Origin of the sequence: Paenibacillus sp. FSL K6-1558, from assembly GCF_038002565.1 — a bacterium.
GTDB lineage: Bacteria > Bacillota > Bacilli > Paenibacillales > Paenibacillaceae > Paenibacillus > Paenibacillus polysaccharolyticus.
In genome coordinates this window covers 2722067-2740056 of the sequence record NZ_JBBOCV010000001.1, presented here as the reverse complement: position 1 = coordinate 2740056, position 17990 = coordinate 2722067, and the positions used below count along the sequence as shown (strand labels likewise).

The 17990-nt window shown below is 46.0% G+C and carries 19 protein-coding genes; 16 read left to right on the top strand and 3 right to left on the bottom strand.

The window, feature by feature from the left end:
- The first annotated feature begins 37 nt into the window (after positions 1–37).
- From MHI38_RS11915 to MHI38_RS11870, 10 genes are all read left to right on the top strand, one after another.
- Positions 38–922 (top strand): DegV family protein, encoded by an 885-nt coding sequence (locus MHI38_RS11915; protein WP_308723205.1) that lies wholly within the window; start codon positions 38–40, stop codon positions 920–922.
- A 220-nt stretch (positions 923–1142) separates the two neighbouring features.
- Positions 1143–1859, top strand: a complete 717-nt coding sequence (locus tag MHI38_RS11910; RefSeq protein ID WP_154891757.1) for a response regulator transcription factor — start codon at positions 1143–1145, stop codon at positions 1857–1859.
- Positions 1856–2794, top strand: coding sequence for a sensor histidine kinase (locus MHI38_RS11905; protein ID WP_261769630.1), 939 nt, complete (start codon positions 1856–1858; stop codon positions 2792–2794). Before MHI38_RS11910 ends, MHI38_RS11905 begins: the two co-directional genes overlap by 4 nt.
- Positions 2795–2989: 195 nt before the next feature.
- Positions 2990–3913 carry an ABC transporter ATP-binding protein gene (locus MHI38_RS11900; RefSeq protein WP_154891756.1) on the top strand — a complete coding sequence of 308 codons (924 nt, stop codon included), beginning with the start codon at positions 2990–2992 and terminating at the stop codon, positions 3911–3913.
- Positions 3906–4613, top strand: a complete 708-nt coding sequence (locus MHI38_RS11895) for an ABC transporter permease (protein WP_186809837.1) — start codon at positions 3906–3908, stop codon at positions 4611–4613. Before MHI38_RS11900 ends, MHI38_RS11895 begins: the two co-directional genes overlap by 8 nt.
- 119 nt (positions 4614–4732) lie before the next feature.
- Complete coding sequence (gene thiD, locus MHI38_RS11890) at positions 4733–5545, top strand: bifunctional hydroxymethylpyrimidine kinase/phosphomethylpyrimidine kinase (protein ID WP_090924296.1); 813 nt, start codon at positions 4733–4735, stop codon at positions 5543–5545.
- A 294-nt stretch (positions 5546–5839) separates the two neighbouring features.
- Positions 5840–6520, top strand: a complete 681-nt coding sequence (locus MHI38_RS11885) for a response regulator transcription factor (RefSeq protein WP_090924295.1) — start codon at positions 5840–5842, stop codon at positions 6518–6520.
- Entirely contained in the window at positions 6517–8280 is a 1764-nt protein-coding gene (locus MHI38_RS11880) for a sensor histidine kinase (RefSeq protein WP_090924294.1), read from the top strand. Before MHI38_RS11885 ends, MHI38_RS11880 begins: the two co-directional genes overlap by 4 nt.
- 21 nt (positions 8281–8301) lie before the next feature.
- Positions 8302–8847: a CDP-diacylglycerol--serine O-phosphatidyltransferase gene (gene pssA / locus MHI38_RS11875; protein ID WP_090924293.1), complete on the top strand. Its 546-nt coding sequence runs from the start codon at positions 8302–8304 to the stop codon at positions 8845–8847.
- A 15-nt stretch (positions 8848–8862) separates the two neighbouring features.
- The gene (locus tag MHI38_RS11870; RefSeq protein ID WP_090924292.1) at positions 8863–9348 is read left to right on the top strand and encodes a DedA family protein; all 486 of its coding nucleotides are present in this window, start codon (positions 8863–8865) and stop codon (positions 9346–9348) included.
- A gap of 946 nt (positions 9349–10294) precedes the next feature.
- On the opposite strand, the gene MHI38_RS11865 is transcribed toward MHI38_RS11870, so the two are convergent.
- The gene (locus tag MHI38_RS11865; protein WP_154891753.1) at positions 10295–10957 is read right to left on the bottom strand and encodes a transcriptional regulator; all 663 of its coding nucleotides are present in this window, start codon (positions 10955–10957) and stop codon (positions 10295–10297) included.
- A 380-nt stretch (positions 10958–11337) separates the two neighbouring features.
- Positions 11338–12528 carry a cation:proton antiporter gene (locus tag MHI38_RS11860; protein WP_154891752.1) on the bottom strand — a complete coding sequence of 397 codons (1191 nt, stop codon included), beginning with the start codon at positions 12526–12528 and terminating at the stop codon, positions 11338–11340.
- Between the two features lie 333 nt (positions 12529–12861).
- On the opposite strand from MHI38_RS11860, the gene MHI38_RS11855 reads away from it, so the two are divergent.
- From MHI38_RS11855 to MHI38_RS11830, 6 genes are all read left to right on the top strand, one after another.
- Positions 12862–13446 carry a DUF420 domain-containing protein gene (locus tag MHI38_RS11855; RefSeq protein ID WP_373323292.1) on the top strand — a complete coding sequence of 195 codons (585 nt, stop codon included), beginning with the start codon at positions 12862–12864 and terminating at the stop codon, positions 13444–13446.
- 103 nt (positions 13447–13549) lie between these two features.
- Positions 13550–14293, top strand: coding sequence for a 2,3-diphosphoglycerate-dependent phosphoglycerate mutase (gpmA, locus tag MHI38_RS11850; protein WP_154891751.1), 744 nt, complete (start codon positions 13550–13552; stop codon positions 14291–14293).
- A gap of 350 nt (positions 14294–14643) precedes the next feature.
- Positions 14644–14823 carry a hypothetical protein gene (locus MHI38_RS11845; RefSeq protein WP_090924938.1) on the top strand — a complete coding sequence of 60 codons (180 nt, stop codon included), beginning with the start codon at positions 14644–14646 and terminating at the stop codon, positions 14821–14823.
- 298 nt (positions 14824–15121) lie between these two features.
- Positions 15122–16030, top strand: coding sequence for an aldo/keto reductase (locus MHI38_RS11840; protein WP_341181920.1), 909 nt, complete (start codon positions 15122–15124; stop codon positions 16028–16030).
- 107 nt (positions 16031–16137) lie between these two features.
- Positions 16138–16464, top strand: coding sequence for a thioredoxin family protein (locus MHI38_RS11835; protein WP_123065907.1), 327 nt, complete (start codon positions 16138–16140; stop codon positions 16462–16464).
- A gap of 204 nt (positions 16465–16668) precedes the next feature.
- The gene (locus tag MHI38_RS11830) at positions 16669–16851 is read left to right on the top strand and encodes a hypothetical protein (RefSeq protein WP_090924942.1); all 183 of its coding nucleotides are present in this window, start codon (positions 16669–16671) and stop codon (positions 16849–16851) included.
- A gap of 175 nt (positions 16852–17026) precedes the next feature.
- Here MHI38_RS11830 and MHI38_RS11825 read toward each other — a convergent pair whose 3' ends face one another.
- A complete protein-coding gene (locus tag MHI38_RS11825) occupies positions 17027–17815 on the bottom strand; it encodes an undecaprenyl-diphosphate phosphatase (protein ID WP_240037061.1) in 789 nt (262 codons plus the stop codon).
- Positions 17816–17990: the final 175 nt, after the last annotated feature.

Genomic DNA, 17990 nt, shown 5'->3' with positions numbered 1-17990 from the left:
TAAAATAACGGCCGGGCATGTGCCTGACGACGGGTAGATGATTACCAGCACGAACAATCCGGCAAGAGAGAAGGATGTCATGAAGAAAATTGCATGGGTCACCGATAGCACCAGTACACTGGATTCCGCTTTTGCGGAGCAAAATCATATCTACATTGTGCCGCTGCGCATTGTATTTGGCGAGGAATGTTACCGGGAAACCGAAGAAATCTCGTCCGATACCTTTTATGAGAAATTGGCAACTTCATCGCGCGCGAGCAGTTCACAACCGCCGATTGGTGAGTTTATCGAACTGTATGAATCCATTAAGGATCAGTATGATGAGATTATAACGATTCATTGCTCCACGGCACTTAGCGGAACGCTCCACACCTCGATGCAGGCAGCGGAGATGGCAGGCGTGACGGTTACCGCAATTGATTCAAGGGCAGGCGCTTATCCTCTTCGCGAGATGATTATGCAAGGTCTGGAATGGCAGAAGCAGGGATGTTCCGCTGCCGAGATTAAACATCATATCGAACAGATGATTGATAACATGTCTTTTTATCTGATTCCTGCGAGTCTTCAAAATCTTCATCGCAGCGGTCGTGTGACCGGGACACAACTGATTATCAGCCAACTGCTCAAGATACACTTGTTGCTTCGGTTCGAAGAGGGCAAAGTCGTAGTGAATGAGAAGATTCGTACGTTCAAACGTACAAAAGAGCGCATGCTCGAGATGCTGAAAAAAGACATGGAGAAGGTGAAACATGTGTGCATTATGCATGCAAACAATCACGATGAAGCCCATAGCATCAAACAGCAGATCGCAGAGTTGCTTCCACGTTTGAGAACAGAAATCATGCCATTTATTCCAGTGGTGAGCATTCATGCCGGGGCCGGTACAATTGGATTGTGCTGGATTCGGGGAGAACATGCATAGCTGCAAGATAACTGTTGATCCACATCGTATCGTTTAGTGAACGAACGCAATCATAAATAACGTCATTAATAAACCTGATGGAGCACACTTCAACCCGAAGTGCCTGCTTGGTCAGGTTTTTTTGATCTGTCATTGCCAATTTCATCAAACTGTGAGGTAATAAAGAAAACGGTCTTATAGAATAGCTTCATAGAAAATGTTTTATGCCGGAGGGGAGTTTATGTCAAGTCATCGCTTGTTGCTTGTGGAAGATGATCGTTCGATTAGTGAGATGGTTGGTCCCTATTTGGAAAAAGAGGGCTTTGACCTTACATATGCCTATGATGGTCTGGAGGCAGAACGGCTGTTCAACGAGGCGAAGCCTGGTTTTGACCTGATTATTCTTGATCTCATGCTTCCGCATCGCAGCGGGATGGAAGTCCTGCAAACGATTCGCGCGAGAAGTCTGGTGCCCGTACTCATTCTATCTGCCAAAGATGGGGACGTAGACAAAGCGCTGGGTCTTGGCTTCGGGGCTGACGATTACTTGAGCAAACCGTTCTCGCTGATTGAGCTGACAGCTCGCATCAAAGCGGCCATCCGCCGTGCCAATTACACTGCTCAGCCTGCGGAAGAAGAAGCCCACGACCACAGAATAATTCTCGGCGGACTTGTGGTGGACATGGAAACGTATGAGGTAGAGCGCGAGGGAGAGCCGATCAAATTAACGTCCAAGGAGTTTGGCATTTTAAAATTATTGGTCACCCATCCCGGTAAAGTGTTCACCAAGGCTCAGATTTACGCGTCCGTCTGGAATGATCACTATTATGGCGATGAAAATATTATCAACGTACATATGCGCCGCTTGCGAGAAAAGCTGGAAGTTGATCCTTCTGCTCCACGTTACATTAAAACGTTATGGGGCATTGGATATAAGCTGGAGGCGGAGCCGGTATGATGATGTTGCTTGCGGTATCAACGATCCTGCTTGCGTGTGCTGTTATTGTGCTTGGACTACGCCTTCATATACGAAGTAAGCATCTAACGTATATTCACAATAAAGTGTCGGGTATTCTCGAACAGGGCACGTTTGAACGTCTGCTTGTATTTGATAGTGATGCACAGGTAAGCCGGCTGTTGAACGACATGAACCGGTTGCTTGAACACGCCCATCTGGCTAAGGCTGACTATGCCAACCAGGAGAAGGAGATACGTCATATGCTCTCCAACATTTCGCATGATTTGAAGACCCCGCTTACGGTTGTACTCGGGTACAGTGAAACGTTGCTGCACAGTTCATCTCTGACCGATGCGGAGCGGAGGGTAATGACGGAGAAAATACAGGATAAAGCACAGGAAGTGCTGCGCCTGATGCATTCTTTTTTTGATCTCGCCAAGCTTGAATCGGGAGACCGTCAGCTGGAGCTTAGCCGGGTGAATATCAGTGAGTTGTGCCGGGTAAAAATGTTATCGTTTTACGAATTGCTTGCAAAGCTCGGGTTACAAGTGGAACTGAGCATTCCAGAGCAGGATGTGTTCGTTCGCGCCAACGAAGAGGCACTGGATCGCGTGCTGGACAACCTGATTACCAATGCGATGAAATACGGAGCGGACGGCCAGGAGCTCGGAATAGCTATACTGAACACAGAAGGAGAGCCCGTTACTGTGCAAGTATGGGACCGAGGAAAAGGTATCCCGGAACATGAACACAGTCGTGTCTTTGAACGAATGTACACGTTGGAAGATTCCCGTAATCGGATGTATCAGGGCAGCGGTCTCGGCCTAACCATCACGAAGCGACTCGTTGAACGGATGGGTGGACGTATTGATGTTCATAGCGTGCCACATCAGCGGACGGTGTTTTCTTTTACGTTGGAGGAATGCAGGACGTGAACGGTCGAACTATATGAGTTGAACTATTGTTTTACATGTCATCGGAGTGGACTGTGTAAAATCTTTAGTTCAACTGATATAGCACAGGTTCCAACTTAAGGTTTTTGTAAGATTTGATTAATAAAAAAGCAGACTTTTTTCTTTACAATACAGTTATAAGCACCCCAGGAGGGGGACGTAAAGGAGAATGACCAGATGAGTTATATTGCACGGACCATAAATCTTACCAAGGTGTACGAAGGAACAGAGGTCGTATCCGGTGTTAACATGAATATTAAGCAAGGCGAAATCTATGGGTTTTTAGGGCCGAACGGAGCAGGGAAAACAACATTAATGAAGATGTTAACCAACCTTGTTAAACCTACTGCGGGTGAGATCGAACTCTTTGGCGAAAAGCTCAACCCGGACTCTTACGAGTTATTGAAACGAATGGGCAGTATCATCGAGTATCCCTTTTTCTATGACAAACTGTCTGCATGGGAAAATCTTGATCTGCACTGTGAGTATATGGGATTCACGAGCAAACAGATGATTGGAAAACATATGGAAATGGTCGGTTTGAAGGATGCGGGCAGGAAACCTGTGAAGGACTTTTCTCTCGGTATGAAGCAACGTCTTGGTCTGGCTCGTGCGCTGATTACAACACCCGAGTTGTTAATTCTGGATGAACCGATCAATGGACTTGACCCGGTGGGCATTAAAGAGATGCGTGATCTCTTCAAACGATTGAGCACAGAATATCGCATCACGATGCTGATCTCCAGTCACATTCTGGGCGAAGTGGAGCAGGTTGCGGACACGATTGGCATCATTCGCGAGGGAAGGCTTGTCGAAGAAGTATCCATGGAGAGTATCCGTGGCAGTCACACCGATTATATTGAAGTACAGGCTGCAGATCCTAAGAAAGCTGCATACGTCGTAGAACATTTGTTGCATCTGAGCAATTATAAGTTGTTCGATGAGCAGACGTTACGTGTCTATGACCCAGATATAACGGCTTCCGATCTTAACAGCAAATTGGTTCAGCACGGGGTTGAGGTGGAGTCGATCTCTAAACGTTCGCATTCCTTGGAAGAGCACTTCATGGGTCTGATGAAAGGGGCTGATGACGTTGCTTAAACTCATTCGTCTGGAATGGCGCAAGCATCGCTTTGCCCGGAATTTTGTGGGTGCAGGCATCGCCATTGTCAGCATTCTTCTATTTATGATTATGATTGGTGTTACAGATTTCGGGGCTGAAGATTATGCCTTTGCCGATTACCAGGGTGCCTTTATGCTAATTGATACATTTTCCAGAGCAGTGTTTATTATATTTGCTGGTTCCTTGATATCCAAATTGATCATTAGCGAGTATAGGGACAAAACGATGAATGTGATGTTTACCTATCCGATCAAGCGGCATAAAATTATCGCTGCGAAGTTAATATTAGTTTTTATTTTTACGTTTACGATGATCATGTTTACGGACATTCTAATGGGTGTGCTCCTGCTGGCGGCCAATCAGTACTATGGTTTTATTACCGAGCCTGTAGAATCTGTTGCTTTGGGGCAGATCGTACTGAAATATACGATAAGTTCGCTCTCTGCTGCCGCCATGTCTCTGATTCCTCTATTCTTCGGTATGCGAAAGCACTCGGTGACGGCTACAATGGTTGCTTCGATTTTCCTTGTTCTCATCGTGTGCGGGGGGGTCAGCAGTTCCAATGGACCTACAATGTCGGTCAATAACATCATCGTAATTCCGTTGACCTTGGGTGCAATTGGCTTATGGATCGCTACACGTTCCATGACAAGGTTGGAAACCAAAGATCTGAATTAAGATATGATCTCTTTTGTGTTGAAAAAGCATGGCTGCATACAGCCTCACATGCCATTGACATCCGCTCGTACAAGGGATAGGATAGTGTCAACTGAAACACGAAGGAGAATAGAACGACCATGACGATTCCAAAAACATTAACTATCGCTGGCTCGGATACGAGCGGTGGCGCAGGCATTCAAGCCGATTTGAAAACATTCCAGGAGCTGGGCGTATACGGCATGACCGTATTAACAACGGTTGTTTCCATGGAACCTGAGACATGGGATCACCAGGTCTTTCCTGTAGAATTAAATGTAGTCGAGGCTCAGCTTCGCACCGTCCTGGATGGGATTGGTTTTGACGCGATGAAAACGGGCATGCTCGGTTCAGTGGATATCATTGAGCTTGTTGCCAAACATATTCGCCGTAGCGGTCTGCCGCAAATCGTTATTGACCCAGTTATGGTGTGCAAAGGTACGGATGAGGTGCTGCAGCCAGAAAACACCGAAGCGATGATCGAATTTTTGCTCCCGGGTGCGGATCTTGTAACACCTAATCTCTTCGAAGCCTCCCAACTGGCGAAGAGCGGTCCGATTCGTTCCAAAGAGCAGATGGAAGCTGCGGCAGCGACCATTCACGCGCATGGTGCCAAACATGTTCTGATTAAAGATCGCGGTGTAATTAACCCGGGTAAAGCCATGGACTTGCTCTATGACGGAACCAATTATGATTGGTTCGAAGCTGATGTTGTAGGTTCCGGTTATACCCATGGTGCAGGTTGCACAACATCTGCAGCCGTTACTGCCGGGCTCGCTCGCGGACTTTCCGTGAAAGAGGCTGTACGTGAAGGGAAAGCTTTTGTAACCAAAGCGATTGCTGGCGGGTTCCCGTTGAACCGCTTCGTTGGACCTACACTGCATGTGGCACATCGTTTGGAGCACCAACGTTAATCAGCGTTTGGAATGCACTTGTCCAGAACAGGACGGGCCGCATCAGAGCGCATAATTTGAATAAAGCATATCCCAAATTTCATATCAGGAGCGGTCAACGAACAGTGTAATACTAGTTGGCTGCTTCTTTTTTGCGTATTTTTGATAAAAAATAGTAACTTTTGGTATATATTAATCGTATATATGGTGGAGTCGATTACTCGGTATAACTGGATTGATCTGGATGAATCAGGACACACGAACGACACATTGAGCAGGTATGTTATCTATAGAAATAAAGAAGGAGAGTCGGTCATGATCAGAACCGTGCTTCTGGTAGAAGACGAAAGCCGCATTCGTGAGATTGTGGCCGATTATTTTATAAAAGAACAATGGAATGTTATTGAAGCGGAAGATGGAGTCCAAGCGCTGGAACAGCTGGCTTTGCATCAGGTAGACCTGGTCATTCTGGATGTACTGATGCCTGAAATGGACGGATGGACATTATGTGGTCATATTCGCTCTACTTCTGCCGTACCTATTATCATGCTAACCGCAAGGTCGGAAGACGATGACAAAATCCATGGATTTCAGTTAGGTGTAGACGATTATGTTACCAAGCCGTTCAGTCCCCGGGTTCTGGTTGCACGGGCTGAGACGCTGATGAAACGAGTGGAAGGTGCGATGGGGCGGGAGCAGGGGGTTATTCGTTTTGGCGATGTTATTCTCGATCCATGGGGTAGACGTTTGGAGAGAAATGGGATTGAAGTTGAGCTTGCACCGAAGGAATATGATCTGCTACTCTATCTGGCTCGGAATGCTGGCATTGTCTTATCCCGTGAAGCCATATTAAATCGGGTGTGGGGATTTGATTTTGAAGGGGATTCTCGTGTGGTAGATACGCATATCAAAAAGCTTCGCAGTAAACTGGGCGATGAAGCAAAGTGCATTCGTACTGTGATTGGTACGGGGTACCGTTTTGAGGCAGAAGAATGAGAAGAAATGGTGTAACGATGAAGCTGTTTCTGGTCATGGCCGGATTTGTGGTCCTGCTGTATGGGACAACGGTGCTTGCCCAACTGATCTGGTTCCCCGATTTTTACCAGCATCAGAAGATTAGCAGTATGAAAAAGAAGCTGTCCAAGTTTGAACAGCAATTCTCTGCCAGTCACTGGAGTGATATGCAACTCGCAAAGGAAATGGGCAGATTCATGCGGCAAAATCAGTCTCATCTCATTATTTTAACGAACACAGGCAAGCTGGTGGATGATCCCTTTCATATCACGCTTCTTCAGGAAGATGGCAAACGTGTGAAGGTATCTCTGTCGTTGTTCATTAATGGTGAAAACGCAGGCTGGATCAGGTCACATCTCAAATTTGGACAAAAACTGACCGTAAAGGGATCTTCCAGCGATCAGGGTAAAGCTGAGCCTACGGTATATCCCTTCAAAATTCAAGATGCAGCTTCTGCTGCATGGGGCACAGAAACTTTTCAAGAATCGTTGCTACCTGTGCAGGAATGGACGGGAGTTCTGACGGAGGTTGTGTTACCGGATCTTGCTACCTGGAGTCAGAGACAAGGCCTGCTCGTGCAGGCTCTGGACAGTCGGTTCCCGTTGTCGTCAGAAGATCAGCAAAAGCTGTCTAATGGCAAAATGATTAATGAAGAATGGAAGGAAAGCTGGAGCGGAGTGCGTAACGTCGTTACCATTGCTCCTGTGCAACGTGTCGGCGCGGAACAACAGTTGATTTTCTCGCTCACCTCCCTGCAGGAGGTTCGGGAAGCGAATGAGGCTACTCGTTTATTCTATGCATACTTCGGTATGGGCGCGTTTGTGCTGATTCTGTTGCTCGCCCTGTTATTGTCCAAAATCATAACGAAGCCGCTGCTCGCTTTGAATCATGTGGCGAAAAAGATGTCCACGCTGGATTTCACGGTGAGATCATCGATCCGGCGCAAGGACGAGATTGGTAGCCTTTCTGATAGTCTGAATGCTCTATCAGGCACATTGGGTCAGACGCTGGAAGAGCTTAAACAGGCGAATGAACAGATGCGTACCGATATGGAATTGAAACAGCAGATTGAACAGCGTCAGCGTAAGTTTTTTGCCGATGCTTCTCATGAACTCAAAACACCGATCAGTATTATCAAAGGATATTCTGAAGGGCTGAAAGACGGTGTGAGTGAAAACAAACGGGAGCGCTACATTGAAGTCATTGTAGATGAAGCCATTAAGATGGAAACGATGGTTGAAGAAATGCTGGATCTGGTCCGACTGGAATCTGCTGCGATTCAACTGAATACCGGAGCGATTGCTTTGGCTGACATGATTGAAGATATTGCTGGGCGCCTCGGGCCTCAGCTGAAAGATAAAGGGCTCGAAGTGGTGCTTATATCCACGACGGAGCAGACGGTCGAAGGGGATCGAAGCAAGCTAGAGCAAGTATTTTACAATATTATGATGAATGCTATACGTCACGCGGTTCCGCAAACCGATATAATGATTGAGATTAACAGGCATGAAGGTTGTGTTCACGTCACGATTGAGAATAAAGGTGAACACATTGCGGAAGAGGAACGGCAATATATATGGGAGAGGTTCTACCGTGTAGAGCGCTCGCGCAATCGCAAAATGGGAGGGACCGGGCTAGGCCTGGCCATTTCAAAACAGATTCTCGATCTGCACGGATGTGGTTATGGAGTGGAGAATACACCGGATGGCGTACGTTTTTATATTACATTTCCTAAAGCCTAGTATGAAAGGAAGTTAAATTTTATGAAGTCTTTACCATCCATTTTAACCTTGGGGAATTTAAGTTCGGGGATGCTCGCGGTCATTATGGCGATTCATGGGGAATTTGCCTTGGCTGTGACAATGATATGGGTAGCGATGTTCTTTGATTTATTTGATGGATATGCGGCACGCAAGCTTAATTGTGAAGGGGAATTTGGTAAAGCACTTGATTCACTCGCTGATGTCGTTTCCTTCGGGACAGCACCTGTGCTAATTCTGTACCTTAATTCGATGACTGAAGTTGGTATGCTGGGCATGGCATTGACAGCACTGTTCCCGGTGTGCGGAGCGCTTCGTCTTGCAAGATATAACTGCCAGAAAACACCAGTTAGTGGTTTTGTCGGAATGCCGATTACATTTGCAGGTGGACTGATGTCCTTCTTCGCTCTATGGAGTCCTTATTTTAATCATGCTGTAGCATATCTTGTTATTGTGGTATTATCCGGTCTCATGGTTAGTCAAATCCGTTTCCCTTCATTGAAGCAAATACTGCCCTCTCATGAGAAGGATATTGTGGAACCGAAATAAGGAGCGAGTTAAGTTATGGAATTTGCTAAAGAAATTATTAGTCAATATGGGTATTTCGCAATATATGGTTTACTCGCTCTTGGTGTTATTGGGCTACCGATTCCGGATGAGGTGTTGATGACCTTTGTGGGTTATCTCGCCTCGATCTCCGTTCTGGATTATTCCGTATCCATCGCTGTCTGTTTTGGCGGGGCGTTTACGGGAGGCATACTGAGTTATACGATTGGCCGAAAAGCCGGCAGGCCCCTATTTGATAAGTATGGTAAATGGATTGGGGTAAATGCCAAGCGATTTAGCAGGGTAGAAACGTGGTTTCTCAAATATGGGTCCTGGTCCGTTATTCTGGGTTACTTCATCCCAGGCGTGCGTAATCTAATGTGCTGTTTTTCTGGCATGAGCCGCATGAGGATGGGGAGATATGCTGTTATTTCTGGAATCGGTGCATTTGTTTGGTGCGTTCTGTTTATCTCGATTGGTTTCTATGTAGGTGTGTTAACTTAGGCTGGACAAGTCTAATAGCAGACGGAGATACTGTTGCATGAATGAGTTCTGATAGTTAGTGAAATCCTCTGCAAAGTGAACGTACAAGTAGCAACAAACGGGTAAGAAGCGACTCAGAAAATTGACAAATACAACTTAGGATGAAAGACCTCTTCGTGTGTAAGGTGGTCTTTTTTTGTTTTTGTTTTCCATTCGAGACAACCTAACCCAACCCTCTTATCTGTGCCAACCAGGGAGCCGATCTGATTTGCACATTGCAAACATCTGAGGACATCACTACCATACAGATGGAAACTCAGAAACAAAACAAAACGTAATACACAGAAAGTACAAATCTCCATTAGAAGTCTCCACAAACCTGCTAGAGTAAAGCCAATGAAATATAAAACTCCTCCTGAAAATTCTAACGATCACAGATGAGCTTATTTGCACGATCCTGAGCTCTCTGAAATTCTAACGCTCACCAGGGAGCTTATTTCAGCAAAACCCATGAATTAGGTCTGTTTTCGCACTAAATTATCGAAATAAGCTTCCCTGAGACCGTTAGAATATAAAAAGGTGTGATATACGCCGAATAGCGTCTCTGGTGATCGTTAGAATTGCGGAGATAAGCTCACACATAAGGAAATACTTCCAACGTGACATAGCGTAGCCTCATTCACTCATAAATCAGCCACGAGCAAGTAATCATTAACATAAACATAAATACTGCCATGCTACATCCACCTTGCCACGACTACGCGATCAAGCACACCCAACTACTACGTTGTGGGACAACTTCCTCCAAGCACGTCCAACCAATTTGCCGTGGGACAACGTTCTCCAAGAGCATCCAACTACTACACTACGGAACTACATTCGCTAGGTTTGTAACAAGTGCTACACTGTACTGAGCAAATTCGATTGTCTGACGTAGCCACATCCGAGCCACCCGCACTCCACCCGTTTACGTTCGTAGAGCATAAGTTCGATACCGCTGAATGCCGCTCGCAACATATATAATTTCTTGATCCAACAGGCTGCGGAGGACTCTTCTCGTATGTGCGTCAGAGATTCGCAGATGTGTTGCCAATTCCAAAGGTGTAAACGGCCGGATTATACGTCTCGCATACCGCACGGCCTCAGCATCCAACCAGTTGAGGGCTGCGGGCGCATCTGAAGCCATAAATTTTCCCATAAATGCTAGCACCAGTTGCTGACACTGTTTTGGTTCATCTTTAATGGAGAGGTAGGCAATCGGCAGGAAAAGCCAGTCTTCCAATGTTAGGAGACATTGTCGCCAGCATAGATCTTTGAAACGTCTCACATCAAGATCACGAGCATGAGGCCCATAACCCTGAATCTCAATACCGCCTTTCACACCGTTCCCTGGTAAGTAGGCAAGATCCAGATAACGATAACCGTTGTGGAAATCTCGAACTTCCCACTCGGGGTGCAAATGGTTGAAATTTTTCATGACGGGAAACCAGACGGAGCGCAAAAATTCCAATGTACCATGTTCAAGCCCATGTTCAATCCGTGATCGAACGCGGGGGTTGGTTTCTTTTGCAAGTAGCGCTTTAGTCCATTCCTCATATGCCTCATCAAAGTTTTGGCTTTTTGTGCTCATGGCATGAAAACCTCCTAGAAAAGTTAGCGGGAAAATGTAAAAAGCCGCTTTACCCAATCTTTCCTGCCTCCATAATTGGAAGGTGGGAAAAATGGACAAAGCGGCGTGTGCTTCACGACCGATTAATTAATATCTATTTACTAACATCTATAGTTGCTTTTTCTACAATAATTCCAAGTATAACCTAGACCCGGTATTGATGCTACTCCCGCTTACCTCCAGCGCCTAGTTAAGAGTGAGTTCATTATGGTAAGGATGTCTTGGGCTTAACACAGAAGTACCACTTTTACTATGAGTAAGTTTATGTCGGATTGGATGAACAACCAAGTCGTTTAACCGTATCTGCTAAAAGAGAGCAACGCTTCAACGTACCATTTACCTCACCCGTTCAGATAAGATTCCTCAATACCCCGTTCTACACGTTTTTCACCTTTTTTACGAGCAAACGTGATTTTGAGCAACGGTGGAGTGACAAGTGTAGTGACAATGACCATGATCACTACGCTGGTAAAGTATTCAGGATCAAGTAATCCGGAAGCCAGACCTGTTGAAGCTATGATTAAGGCAACTTCCCCTCTGGAGATCATGCCTGCTCCGATAGCAATGGAAGAAGAACGATCAAAACCGGTTAAACGAGCACCGGCACCTCCACCAAGCAATTTGGTAATAATAGCTATTATACTGATGACCACAATGAGCCAAATTTGAGAGCCAACACCTTCGAAAGTCACATTAAGCCCAATGCTAACGAAGAACACAGGTACGAAAATACTGTAAGCAATAGGTTCAACCTTATGCTCAACTTCGTGTTTAAAGTCCGTTTGAGAAATTGCAATACCTGCTGCGAATGCACCAATAATGCCTGCAACGCCCATCCACTCTGCAAAGTAAGAGAAACCAAAACAGATGATCAAACCCGCCGTTATGACGGTCTCCGTTACTCGGAGAGGAGCCATCCATTTCATAATGCGTGGCACCAGCAACCAGCCGGCCGCAATGATAATGACAAAGAACAACAGTTTTTTACCAATTAACAAGCCGATGGAGACATCTCCGCCACCTGTTCCAAGCACACTCATCATGACAGCGAGCAAAACGACTACAAGTACGTCATCCACAACAGCAGCTCCTAAAATCGTTGTACCCTCGCGGGAACTAAGCTGGTCCATATCCTTCAAAGTTTGTACGGAAATACTTACTGACGTTGCGCAGAACAATAATCCAAAGAACAATGCATGAGTTGTTGACATGCCGAAAGCAATAGCTGATCCATATCCGCCGATAAAAGGTAAAATAATACCCCCGACTGCCACAGCAAAGGCTGCCTTCCAGTTTTTCTTCAATTGTTCCAGGTCAGTTTCGAGACCCGCAATGAACATAAGTAATAGTACCCCGATTTCAGCCATGTAATGAACGAAATCCGTTTGCTGAACCCAACCAAGCAATGCAGGCCCAAGAACAACACCCACAATAAGTTTTCCGAGTACGGAGGGCTGGCCTAATCTGACGGACAGATCACCAGCAAGTTTGGTAAAGATCAAAATAAGTGCAAGAACTAACATGAATTCCATAGCAGACTCCTCCCCAACTGTGCGTTTCGTGTAGGTTTTCCTAGCCAAGAGCCCCTTATCCTAAGGGGTGAAAACAAAAAAAGGCATAAAAGGGCAACGAAAATCGTGCCGTTCCAAGCCTTAAAAAAGACAAAGGAGGGCCCTTGGTGACAGGCTCCTCCAGTTTCAAACGCGTATGTGATTAATTATATTAATTATAACACAAATTAGAGGTATCGTAAACATGTGGTTACCGAGCAGCTTTTGTTCAGAGTGTTGTCACTTAACAGCCCTGATTTGCCGCGATATAATGATATAGAACACAGAAAGTTAGGATATGAGGAGGATTTTGCATTGGCTAACAAGGAAAGAGGGAATCTGAATGCTTCATCGAATCAGACAACCCCGACCAGTAATAAAAATTTCGCAGGTATCATTATTACCATCTCCATTCTTGCTAACGTTATCATCTTGTTATTGTTTTTCGCACCATCGATCGGGTACAAAGGTGAGGTTACGTTCGACATCACCGTGTTGCCACGCTTCAATGCCGTGTTTAACAGCTTTACCTTTATCTTTTTGCTGGCTGCGCTGATTGCGATTATCAAACGTAACGTCAAGCTGCATAAACGCTTTATTTTGGCGGCATTTTCAACCACGTTGCTGTTCCTGGTGACGTATCTGACGTTCCATTATCTGTCTCCGGAAACGTCCAAGTTTGGTGGCGAAGGTATTGTTCGTTCGATCTACTTCTTCATTTTGATCACACACAGCATTCTGGCTGCCCTGATTGTGCCACTTGCGCTCTTTACGCTCGTATGGGGATGGACAAACCAGTTGCAGAAGCACCGCAAAATTGCTCGTTGGACCATGCCGATTTGGCTGTATGTCAGTTCTACAGGTGTAGTCGTTTACTTGATGATGGCACCGTATTATTGATTTCTTTATGTCATTAACGATATCCACCAATTACGCGCAGGGCTAATGATGTATAAGTTCGCTAGTTCTGCGGGTAATGTATCCAAGGAAGGAGGGGCACGTGATGTACAGAATAGTGTTGATTCGCCATGGACAGAGCATGTGGAACGTGGAAAACCGCTTTACGGGTTGGACGGACGTGGATCTGACCGAGGATGGGTATGGTGAAGCGCGCAAGGCCGGGAAAATTCTGAAAGAGCAGGGGTTTGATTTTGACTGTGCCTACGCTTCGGTATTGAAACGTTCCATTCGTACACTCGACATTGCGCTGGATGAAATGGACTTGATGTGGATTCCGATTGAGAAGACGTGGAAGCTGAACGAGCGCCACTATGGTGCGCTGCAAGGACTGAACAAGCAGCAGACGGCTTTGAAATACGGGGAGGATCAGGTTCACGAATGGCGTCGTTCCATTAACATTTCCCCACCACCTCTGGATGAGAATGACGACAGATATGTGCAGGATCTGGACAAGTACAAGCGCCTTGGCTGCACCATCCCGCATACGGAGAATTTGATGGATACGTCCAAGCGGGTGTTGGAGTACTGGGATGCAGAGATTAAACCGATGGTTTCTTCGGGAAAAAGAGTGCTAATCTCCGCGCATGGCAATACGCTCCGTTCACTTGTCATGCATCTGGACCAATTGTCCGAAGCAGACGTGATGGCGCTCAACATCCCGACAGGCATTCCGCTGGTCTATGAGTTGAACGAAGAGTTGCACCCGACCGGTCATTTTTATCTGACCGCCGATGGCTCGACCTACAAGCATGAAGAGATGAGCCAAGTAGCCCGACCATCCGACTGATGACGCGGGGTTAGGGCAACAGAACTCAATAAAGCATATGAAACCACTACATGTTTCCTTATAAGCTCCTAACCTAATGGCTCACATATGGATTCAAAATAAAGTCCTGTATGGCTCATATAGGCTCACGTTACGGAGCATAATAACCGAGCAAAAGATGATTACCGAACCATTCTTCATTTCGGTGATCATCTTTTTTTGTACTGCTCAATCGTATAACTGGGTGTGCCAGTTGGAGAAATATTTTATTTTTTACAGGCAGGCAAGCTTGGATATCGTTTCGTTTGTGCTAGATCGGGTAAAACTCAAACAAGACACGATGTACATGAATCCAGAAGGAGGAGAGTTACATGTCGAAACGCAAATTGCTCATGACGGCGATTGGAGCTGGCGTGACGTATCTGATGAGGAATAAACAGGCCAGGGACAAAGTCATTAGCACCGTATCTAATATGGTGAAAAAGAACGGATCATCATCTCGTACCGCAAGACCGCGGGTAGAGGTTAGCAACCAAGAGTGGAGAAATTGAGTAATCCAGGAGTCTTACATGACGGCTAACCAATAGCGTGGGCAGTGTAAGGAAGCCCTGTTATCTGTTCGATACACGTAAAAGTAAATAAACGTACTTGCTTGCTACTAGCAGGCGCATATGGTGAGCAACATCAAAGAGACCTGGGACGATCGTTCCGGGTTTTTCTTATGTGCGTCTGAGCATCACTGGAGATTGCACACTATGCGATTTTTTCCATGAAGAATGATACAATGAATACTTGCAGAACGTATGGAGAGGAGATGCACTTGTGGATAAAGGTCAAATGGGCAATTCTATGAAGAAAAATCGTTTGGGTACTTCGGAATTGATGGTGGGGGAGATCGGACTGGGCTGTATGTCGCTCGGAACGGAACTGAAACCTGCAGTGGAGCTGATTCACGAAGCATTGGATCTCGGGGTTAATCTGCTGGACACAGCTGATCTGTATGATGCCGGACGGAACGAAGAGATTGTGGGACAAGCGATCAAAGGGCGCCGGGATCAAGTCATTCTGGCAACCAAAGTGGGGAACCGCCGTATTCCTGGCAAAGAGGGCTGGTCATGGGACCCGTCCAAAGCTTATATTAAACAGGCCGTGCATGAAAGCCTCAAACGACTGCAGACCGATTACATTGATCTGTATCAGCTTCATGGTGGCACGCTGGATGATCCAATCGCTGAGACCATTGAAGCGTTTGAGGAGTTGAAGAAGGAAGGACTTATCCGATACTACGGCATCTCTTCCATTCGTCCGAACGTGATTCGGGAGTATGTAGAGAAATCATCCATTGTCAGCGTGATGAATCAATACAGTGTAGTGGATCGCCGGGCGGAAGAGGAAGTATTACCTTTACTTGAGCAAAAAGAAATCAGCGTCATCGCTCGCGGCCCGGTTGCCAGTGGTGTACTGGCAGCATCGGGAACGGCGAAGGCGGATAAAGGGTATCTGGATTATACGCCAGAGCAGTTGCATCACATCCGTCAAGGCCTGGCTGGACTGGTCACAGACGATCGCAGCATGGCACAGACGGCAATCCGTTATGCGCTTGCGCAACCTGCCGTTGCTGCTGTCGTTCCAGGAGCCAGTTCCAGAACACAATTGTTGCATAACGTTGCGGCTGCTTCATCTGCCCCGCTCACCCCTGCCGAGATTCAGGTCATACGGGAGCAGAGTCCTGCTAACCGTTACACGCAGCATCGTTAATGGGTGGGTTACCTGTTTTCAAGTGTAACTATTTGAGGTACAATAAGAGCACCATCTCTACACAAAGTACAACTATTAACTAGAACGACATAAGGAGAGAATAGATAATGGAAAGAATTCAAAGTGAACAGCAATATCGCGACCTGATTAACTCCGACGGTATGACGGTCATTAAATTTGATACAACGTGGTGTCCGGACTGCAAAAACCTGGATCGGTTCATCGGTGACGTTATTGATCAGCATACGGATAAAACCTTCTATGCACTGGATGCAGAAGAATTCCAGCCGTTTGCTGAAGAGAACGGTGTACGTGGCATTCCAAGCCTGCTGGTATTCCAGAACGGCAAAAAGCTTGCACATCTTCACAGCAAATGGGCAAAAACCCCTGCACAAATCTCGGAGTATCTGGAGACACTTGAGTCCAAAGTCTAAGCGGAATAGCCTTATATGTGACAATTGATATTGATATGGCTCGATGGAATTTTGTATTGTTTCGGAGCGTAACCTCATCCCCTACGTGTTCCCAGACATTTAGGGGATTCTTTAGTTCTGCTATAGCACCTTGTTTAGAATTTGTTCAGTATCGTTCGTTATACTTAATAGAACAAACTGAATATTGGAGTGAACAAGAGCCACATGAACAGAGAAATATTGGATGAGATGCACCAATTAAGCCATAATGATGATCGTAGGTATCACTTACTTATGGCTGGTGTCAAGCAAATGTTACATGAACAGAAGCTGAACAGATATCGTTGGTTAGGAAGACTGAAGGAGCGGAAGAGACAGCGAAACATACAGGCTGACCGATGGGAGTAACGATCTAACTTCCTGAACATGCCATAGAAATATCATGATGGTACATTTACATATGAAGTGATAGCAAAATAGCGTCCCTGCTTCCGTGAGGAAGACAGGGACGCTATTTTCCAATTAAAATCAACGGATCTGTTTGATGTTTGATATGAATTGAACTGTGTTTACACAGATTCCATTACATCATCAGGATCACAAAGAATACAGCTGCCAGTACAAAGCGGTACACAGCGAAGACAGTCAGGCTCAATCTTTTCAAAATAGACAGGAATGTCTTAATCGCCAGCATGGCAACGATGAACGCTGCGATAAATCCGATCGCAAAGATCAGAAAATCATCGCTGTTCAGATGATCGATGCTTTTGTACATATCATATCCAGTGGCACCAATCATAATTGGAACGGACACGAGGAAGGTGAACTCTGCCGCAGCTACCCGGCTGATTCCGGCAAACAAGCCGCCCGAGATCGTAGAGCCTGAACGGGAGAAGCCTGGCCACAACGCCAAAATCTGAAACATCCCCACAGCAAATGCCTGTTTGTAGGTAATATCGTCTACATCATGTGTGGTAATCCGTGAGCTCTTATGGCTCCAGCGTTCAGCTACGATCATCAATATACCACCGATCACAAGGCTGTACAGTACGGTTTGCGGACCAAACAAGTGAGCCTTGATCCAGTCCCGGAACACAAGTCCGATGACAACAGCAGGAACCATCGCCAGAATGATATGTCCCAGATTAAGGCGTCGGGAATACGGCCTTTTGCCCCCGGTGAAGCGAAACATATCAATGAATTTGTTCCAGTACAGTACAACAACAGCCAGTACAGCACCAAGCTGGACAACCACCTCAAACGTTTTGACTGACTCGTTGTCCTCTGATAAACCCAGCAAGTGAGCTGTCAGAATCATGTGTCCTGTTGAGGACACGGGCAAAAACTCAGTCAAACCTTCGATGATGCCCATAATTATGGATGATATAAAGTCCAATTCTCTTCCTCCTTGAAATGCAGATGACAGCCATAAGGCCTGTCCTGCTATAACGATGTCTGTCCTCTCGAACAAGACTATCCTCTATTATGCTCAGAATTGCCTCCCACTTCAACTCTATGCTTGTAACCCGTTGTTTAAAACTATATTG

Bases quoted from the DNA above. Each gene is read 5' to 3' on its own strand.
- thiD (WP_090924296.1), top strand. From the start codon at position 4,733: ATGACGATTCCAAAAACATTAACTATCGCTGGCTCGGATACGAGCGGT.
- MHI38_RS11845 (WP_090924938.1), top strand. From the start codon at position 14,644: ATGTCGAAACGCAAATTGCTCATGACGGCGATTGGAGCTGGCGTGACG.
- gpmA (WP_154891751.1), top strand. From the start codon at position 13,550: ATGTACAGAATAGTGTTGATTCGCCATGGACAGAGCATGTGGAACGTG.
- MHI38_RS11865 (WP_154891753.1), bottom strand. From the start codon at position 10,957: ATGAGCACAAAAAGCCAAAACTTTGATGAGGCATATGAGGAATGGACT.
- MHI38_RS11900 (WP_154891756.1), top strand. From the start codon at position 2,990: ATGAGTTATATTGCACGGACCATAAATCTTACCAAGGTGTACGAAGGA.
- MHI38_RS11870 (WP_090924292.1), top strand. From the start codon at position 8,863: ATGGAATTTGCTAAAGAAATTATTAGTCAATATGGGTATTTCGCAATA.
- MHI38_RS11910 (WP_154891757.1), top strand. From the start codon at position 1,143: ATGTCAAGTCATCGCTTGTTGCTTGTGGAAGATGATCGTTCGATTAGT.
- MHI38_RS11860 (WP_154891752.1), bottom strand. From the start codon at position 12,528: ATGGAATTCATGTTAGTTCTTGCACTTATTTTGATCTTTACCAAACTT.
- MHI38_RS11840 (WP_341181920.1), top strand. From the start codon at position 15,122: ATGAAGAAAAATCGTTTGGGTACTTCGGAATTGATGGTGGGGGAGATC.
- MHI38_RS11825 (WP_240037061.1), bottom strand. From the start codon at position 17,815: ATGGGCATCATCGAAGGTTTGACTGAGTTTTTGCCCGTGTCCTCAACA.
- pssA (WP_090924293.1), top strand. From the start codon at position 8,302: ATGAAGTCTTTACCATCCATTTTAACCTTGGGGAATTTAAGTTCGGGG.
- MHI38_RS11905 (WP_261769630.1), top strand. From the start codon at position 1,856: ATGATGATGTTGCTTGCGGTATCAACGATCCTGCTTGCGTGTGCTGTT.
- MHI38_RS11830 (WP_090924942.1), top strand. From the start codon at position 16,669: ATGAACAGAGAAATATTGGATGAGATGCACCAATTAAGCCATAATGAT.
- MHI38_RS11835 (WP_123065907.1), top strand. From the start codon at position 16,138: ATGGAAAGAATTCAAAGTGAACAGCAATATCGCGACCTGATTAACTCC.
- MHI38_RS11885 (WP_090924295.1), top strand. From the start codon at position 5,840: ATGATCAGAACCGTGCTTCTGGTAGAAGACGAAAGCCGCATTCGTGAG.
- MHI38_RS11880 (WP_090924294.1), top strand. From the start codon at position 6,517: ATGAGAAGAAATGGTGTAACGATGAAGCTGTTTCTGGTCATGGCCGGA.
- MHI38_RS11915 (WP_308723205.1), top strand. From the start codon at position 38: ATGATTACCAGCACGAACAATCCGGCAAGAGAGAAGGATGTCATGAAG.